Origin of the sequence: Klebsiella sp. KE9456 (assembly GCF_043832615.1) — a bacterium.
Classification (GTDB): domain Bacteria; phylum Pseudomonadota; class Gammaproteobacteria; order Enterobacterales; family Enterobacteriaceae; genus Klebsiella; species Klebsiella indica.
In genome coordinates, this window is record NZ_JBDYQK010000036.1 from 24,210 (window position 1) to 30,350 (window position 6,141).

Annotated in this window: 6 protein-coding genes and 1 tRNA gene; 6 read left to right on the forward strand and 1 reads right to left on the reverse strand. The window is 51.6% G+C overall.

Annotated elements, in window-relative coordinates; translation table 11 throughout:
• Positions 1-45: 45 nt before the first annotated feature.
• Positions 46-609, forward strand: coding sequence for a C40 family peptidase (locus ABK821_RS23675; RefSeq protein WP_138363201.1), 564 nt, complete (start codon positions 46-48; stop codon positions 607-609).
• Positions 610-670: 61 nt separating this feature from the next.
• On the opposite strand, the gene phoE is transcribed toward ABK821_RS23675, so the two are convergent.
• Positions 671-1,726, reverse strand: coding sequence for a phosphoporin PhoE (gene phoE / locus ABK821_RS23680; protein ID WP_343179077.1), 1,056 nt, complete (start codon positions 1,724-1,726; stop codon positions 671-673).
• A 290-nt stretch (positions 1,727-2,016) separates the two neighbouring features.
• Between phoE and proB the strand changes: the two genes are divergently transcribed.
• The 5 genes from proB (at position 2,017) to ABK821_RS23705 (ending at position 5,916) form a co-directional block, all read left to right on the forward strand.
• Complete coding sequence (gene proB, locus ABK821_RS23685; protein WP_138363203.1) at positions 2,017-3,120, forward strand: glutamate 5-kinase; 1,104 nt, start codon at positions 2,017-2,019, stop codon at positions 3,118-3,120.
• A 10-nt stretch (positions 3,121-3,130) separates the two neighbouring features.
• A complete protein-coding gene (proA, locus tag ABK821_RS23690; RefSeq protein WP_343179076.1) occupies positions 3,131-4,384 on the forward strand; it encodes a glutamate-5-semialdehyde dehydrogenase in 1,254 nt (417 codons plus the stop codon).
• A gap of 113 nt (positions 4,385-4,497) precedes the next feature.
• A tRNA-Thr gene (locus ABK821_RS23695) sits at positions 4,498-4,573 on the forward strand.
• A gap of 648 nt (positions 4,574-5,221) precedes the next feature.
• Positions 5,222-5,515, forward strand: a complete 294-nt coding sequence (yafN, locus tag ABK821_RS23700) for a type I toxin-antitoxin system antitoxin YafN (RefSeq protein ID WP_138363205.1) — start codon at positions 5,222-5,224, stop codon at positions 5,513-5,515.
• A complete protein-coding gene (locus ABK821_RS23705) occupies positions 5,512-5,916 on the forward strand; it encodes a type II toxin-antitoxin system YafO family toxin (RefSeq protein WP_343179075.1) in 405 nt (134 codons plus the stop codon). Before yafN ends, ABK821_RS23705 begins: the two co-directional genes overlap by 4 nt.
• Positions 5,917-6,141 lie beyond the last annotated feature (225 nt).

The following is a 6,141-nucleotide window of genomic DNA, read 5'->3' on the forward strand; positions in this document are numbered from 1 at the left end:
CTATAAAAGACCTCGGTCCGTTCCCTTGTGACGAAAAATAATGATATGAAGCCTAAACTTGCTCACGCGCTATTATTGGTTCCTTTTTTGCTTTTGGCAGGATGTTCCTCCACATCTAAACCGCATAAAACCGTCGCGCTGCATAGCCATTCGACTATCGACGAAGGTTCAGATGACCTGATCCCGGTGATCGCCGCTCTGCATGACCAGATGCATACCTGGGAAGGCGCGCCCTACGAATGGGGCGGCACGAAACAGAGTGGGGTTGACTGCTCCGGTTTTGTCTGGCGTACGCTAAAGGATCGTTTCAACCTGCCGATGGCGCGCATCACTACGCGCGAACTTCTGCATATGGGGGTCCGCGTTAGCCCGCAGCAGTTACGCCCTGGCGATCTGGTTTTCTTCCGTATTAAAGGCGGTATGCACGTCGGTTTCTACGACACTGACCATAATTTCCTTCATGCTTCCGCCAGCCAGGGCGTTATGCGCTCGTCGCTGGATAATCCGTACTGGAAATCAGTATTCTACCAGGCGCGTCGCCTGCCGAAGGAATATAATACCCAGATCACGATGAATAACGATAATCTGCATCTGGCGAAAAATCGCTAATTACCAATAGCAAAGCCGCCCTGTTATCACGGCGGCTTTACTTTGTCTTAACGTTAAGTTATCAGAACTGGTAGGTCATCCCCACAGCGACGATATCATCATCGTTGATACCCAGTTTGTTATCGCTCTTCAGCTGGTTAATTTTGTAATCAACAAAGGCGTTCATGTTTTTATTGAAGTAATAAGTCATGCCGACATCAATGTAGTTGACCAGGTCTTCATCACCCACCCCCTCAATATCTTTGCCTTTTGACAACACGTAGCCCAGAGACGGACGCAGACCAAAGTCAAACTGGTACTGAGCCACGGCTTCAAAGTTCTGCGCTTTAGTCGCAAAACCGCCGCTGATTGGCGTCATTTTGCGGGTTTCCGAATACATGGTCGCCAGGTAGATATTGTTGGCGTCATATTTCAGCGCCGTCGCCCAGGCCTGCGCTTTTTTACCGGTGCCGCGCGTCAGTTGATTCTGAGCGTCGGTACGGTCGGAGCTGGTGTAAGCCGCGCTGATAGCGAAGTCGCTGCCACCAAAGTCATAGCTTACTGCGGAGCCAAAACCGTCGCCATTCTGCTTGCTGGGGTCACGAGTGCCTTCGTTTTTGCCCTGATATTGCAGGGTCAGGTTCAGCCCATCAACCAGGCCGAAGAAATCGGTATTGCGGTAAGTTGCCAGGCCGCTGGAGCGCTTGGTCATAAAGTTATCCGTCTGCCCGGAGGAGTCGCCGCCAAATTCCGGGAACATATCGGTCCAGGCTTCAACGTCGTACAGCGCACCGAGGTTACGGCCATAGTCAAATGAACCAACGTTCTTGAATTTCAGGCCAGCGAAGGCCAGGCGCGTTTTCTGGGTAGCGTCGCTTTCCGCTTTGTTGCCGGAGAATTCCGCTTCCCAACGGCCATAGCCAGTCAGTTGGTCATTAATCTGCGTTTCGCCTTTGATCCCGAAACGCACATAAGTCTGGTCGCCATCTTTGCTGTCATAGTCACTCAGATAATGCATCGCCCTGACTTTGCCATAGACGTCCAGTTTATTACCGTCTTTATTATAAACTTCTGCTGCTTGTGTCGCCGAAGTAGCAATAAGACCCATCATCATTAATGCCAGTGAACACTTTTTCATTATTCAGTCCTGGTAATTTATTTATACGCGCCAATCAATTTCGGGCCGCAGCCCGGTTAAAAACTGCTGTTTTTTTAACGCTCGAATATTAAAAATCTATGACAAGATGGAACTTTTTCTAAAAAAGGGTATTTAATTATTTCCATCATAAAAATGTCATACTCCCCCGCCAGAATGCCCGATCCGCACAAGGAAGTGGCGCATCCATGACGCCAGGTGTTGGCAAGCGGCCTGACTCCTGTTACAACATCAACTCGATATCGAAATTCCTTTTTGAACGGCAGAGAATCATGAGTGACAGCCAGACGCTGGTGGTAAAACTGGGCACCAGTGTTTTAACAGGCGGATCCCGCCGCCTGAACCGCGCCCATATCGTCGAATTAGTGCGCCAGTGCGCACAGCTGCACGGGACGGGTCATCGAATTGTGATAGTGACCTCCGGGGCGATCGCCGCCGGACGTGAGCACCTCGGCTACCCTGAACTGCCCGCGACCATCGCATCCAAACAACTGCTGGCGGCCGTCGGCCAAAGCCGCCTTATTCAGCTGTGGGAACAGCTGTTTTCTATTTACGGTATTCACGTCGGCCAGATGCTGCTGACGCGTGCGGATATGGAAGACCGCGAGCGTTTTCTCAACGCCCGCGATACCCTGCGCGCGCTGCTGGATAACAACATCGTGCCAATCATTAATGAAAATGATGCCGTGGCGACCGCTGAAATTAAAGTTGGCGATAACGATAACCTGTCGGCGCTGGCCGCTATTCTGGCGGGCGCCGATAAACTGCTGCTGCTGACCGATCAGCAGGGACTGTTCACCGCCGATCCGCGCAATAACCCGCAGGCCGAACTAATTAAAGATGTTTACGGTATTGATGACACCCTGCGCGCGGTCGCCGGCGATAGCGTGTCGGGATTAGGTACCGGCGGTATGGGTACTAAACTGCAGGCCGCCGATGTCGCATGCCGCGCGGGTATCGACACCATTATCGCCGCCGGCAGCCGTCCAGGGGTGATTGGCGACGTTATGGAAGGCGTTTCCGTCGGGACCCGTTTTCACGCGCAGGCGTCGCCGCTGGAAAACCGCAAACGCTGGATTTTCGGCGCGCCGCCGGCCGGTGAGATTACCGTCGACGCCGGTGCGACCCAGGCGATTCTTGAGCGCGGCAGTTCCCTGCTGCCGAAAGGAATTAAGACCGTCGCCGGCAACTTCTCGCGTGGTGAAGTCATCCGTATTCGTAATCTTGACGGCCGTGATATCGCCCACGGCGTCAGCCGTTATAATAGCGATGCTCTGCGCCGTATCGCCGGGCAGCACTCGCAGCAGATCGATGCCATTCTGGGCTATGAATATGGTCCGGTCGCCGTCCATCGTGACGATATGATTATCCGTTAAGGAGCTGAAAATGCTGGAACAAATGGGCATTGCTGCCAAAGCGGCCTCATATAAACTCGCGCAGCTTTCCAGCCGCGAAAAGAATCAGGTGCTGGAAAAGATTGCCGACTATCTTGAAGCGCAGGCCGAAGAGATTCTGTGCGCAAACGCGGAAGATCTGGCAGAAGCACGCGCCAGCGGTTTAAGCGAGGCGCTGCTTGACCGCCTGGCGCTCAACCCGACGCGTCTGAGCGGGATCGCGAATGATGTCCGGCAGGTCTGCAACCTTGCCGATCCGGTTGGTCAGGTGATCGATGGTGGTCTGCTCGACAGCGGCCTGCGTATCGAGCGACGTCGCGTGCCGCTGGGCGTGGTTGGCGTGATTTACGAAGCCCGCCCAAACGTCACCGTTGACGTCGCTTCTTTATGCCTGAAAACCGGCAACGCGGCGATTCTGCGCGGCGGCAAAGAGACCTGGCGCACTAACGCCGCCACGGTGAAAGTCATTCAGCAGGCGCTGCAGGAATGCGGCCTACCGGCAGCCACCGTCCAGGCGATTGAGAGTCCGGATCGCGCGCTGGTCAGTGAGATGCTGAAGATGGACAAGTATATCGACATGCTGATCCCTCGCGGCGGCGCGGGTCTGCATAAACTGTGTCGCGAGCAGTCAACCATTCCGGTGATCACCGGCGGGATTGGCGTATGCCATATCTTTATCGACGATTCCGCCGATATTACCGAAGCGCTAAAAGTCATCGTTAACGCCAAAGTGCAGCGCCCCAGCGCCTGTAACTCTGTCGAAACGCTGCTGGTGCATCAGGATATCGCCGGGCGCTTCCTGCCTGCATTAAGCCAGCAAATGGCGGAGAGCGGCGTCAGCCTGCATGCCGACGCGAGCGCCCTGCCCTTGCTACAAGGTGGTCCGGCAAGCGTAGAACCAGTGAAAGTGGAACAGTATAACAATGAATATCTGTCGCTGGATCTGAACGTCAAAGTGGTTGCCGATCAGGATGAGGCCGTGGCCCATATTCGCGAGCATGGCACCCAGCATTCAGACGCTATCCTGACGCGCTCGTTAAGCAATGCAAACCGCTTTATTAACGAGGTGGATTCCTCTGCGGTGTATGTTAACGCCTCAACCCGTTTTACCGACGGCGGCCAGTTCGGCCTCGGCGCGGAGGTGGCGGTCAGCACCCAGAAGCTGCACGCACGCGGCCCGATGGGTCTGGAAGCGCTGACGACCTATAAGTGGATTGGTTTCGGCGACGATACTATCCGTGCTTAATTATGGCGAGGGTGATGCAAAATCAGCCACTTGATTCGCAAGGCTATTGACGCATCACCCGGTTAGTTTTAACCTTCTACCCCGTGTTTACGCTCGTAAGCGCATCTTGCAGGGCCGATATAGCTCAGTTGGTAGAGCAGCGCATTCGTAATGCGAAGGTCGTAGGTTCGACTCCTATTATCGGCACCATCTTTTCCAATAAAATCATATAATTACTGTTGCATTGTTTTGCTTTTCTTAACACGAATGTGCATTTTTGCGCGTTGTGAGTGTGGCAAAATTGTGGCAGGTACAGTGAGATTGTTTGTGGCCCAATGCAAGGGTATGCTAACAGCATGTCTTACCTTGAAGCTCCCCTCTATCTTGTCTTTTGAGCAATATTACTACTTTGATGGCTTCTGGTTACGGATGTTGTCAGTCCAGTCCAGTTCACTGCTTGCACGGATGAGTCGAAAGGATGTTACTACAACAACATACATTCAAATGGATAAGGATCATTTACCGCTGCTGGAAGACCAGAACCCTGTAGGATGAAGCAAAGTATTTGCTGGCTCTCGAAGCGCGACACTCGCCTTTACTGAAGCCATAAAAAGCTTGTCGAATGTCTCAGGGCGTGAAGCGGAAGTTCACTAAATCCTGAAATCATCAGGAATGGGGCAGGCCCATAGATCTCTATGCTCTCTTCCAGGGTAGCGTAAACCACTCTCTAAAAGAGAATGGCGCGGATTTCTGGGATACTTACATGATGTCTCTAAAGGTTTTATAAATACACAAAAATTGATGCACACGTTGATGTGCATTATAATGTATGTAATAAAACACGCTTTTAGGTGAGCTATGGAACGCATCCTCGCAGAAAAATCTATCAACATCACTGAGTTAAGAAAGAACCCGGCGAAATATTTCATTGATGAACCGGTTGCTGTTCTCTCCAACAACCGTCCCGCTGGCTACATGATCAGTGCCAAGGTGTTTGAAGAGCTGATCGATCTATTGGAAGAAAAGCAGGGCAAGGTGCATACCGCTGCGCGTTTTAGGCCAACGGCTGAACGTTTAAGTGACATTGCGGATAGTGGACAGAAACTGCTGCAAAACGCCTCCGACAAGGATCTGACCGAGTTCACGGAATGAGTATTAGGGTTTTCAAGTCAGCACTGATCCGTCAGCAATTAAGCCAACAAGAGCTTGATGATTTGGCAGCGGATTTTCTGTCCTACAAAAAAGACGGTGTATTGCCAGATATTTTTGGGCGTGATGCGCCTTACGATGATGACTGCACCTATCCCTTGGTAAAAGAAGAGCAGGTGGCCCACATTCATCTTGCCGATGCGGATGCCCCTTTACCGCAGTTTTTACGTCAGTTCAAACGAACCAGCGATCAGGCGCATTTGGTATACTGCCAAGGTGCGATAGATCCTGATGCCTACCTGCTGATTATCATCCTGAAACCCGAAGCGCATAAAATGGCACGCAACAATAACCATATGCATAAGATCGGGATGATAGCCGAAGCGTTCAAGATGAAATATTAATCTGGTCAAAAAACACCCAGTTATTCAGGGCAGAAAAACATATGGGGGCATGTAGGTAGTTGAAACAGAATATTAGTTAATACTATCAATATGATAGTGTGTATTAGTCGCGACTTGATCTGACACATGGCCTTGAAAGGTTGAGAGTTACCGGTTTTGATATGGGTGTCGAATCCTTATACAAAACACGAGGTAACTCTCATGCTTCATACTACCAATCCCGTT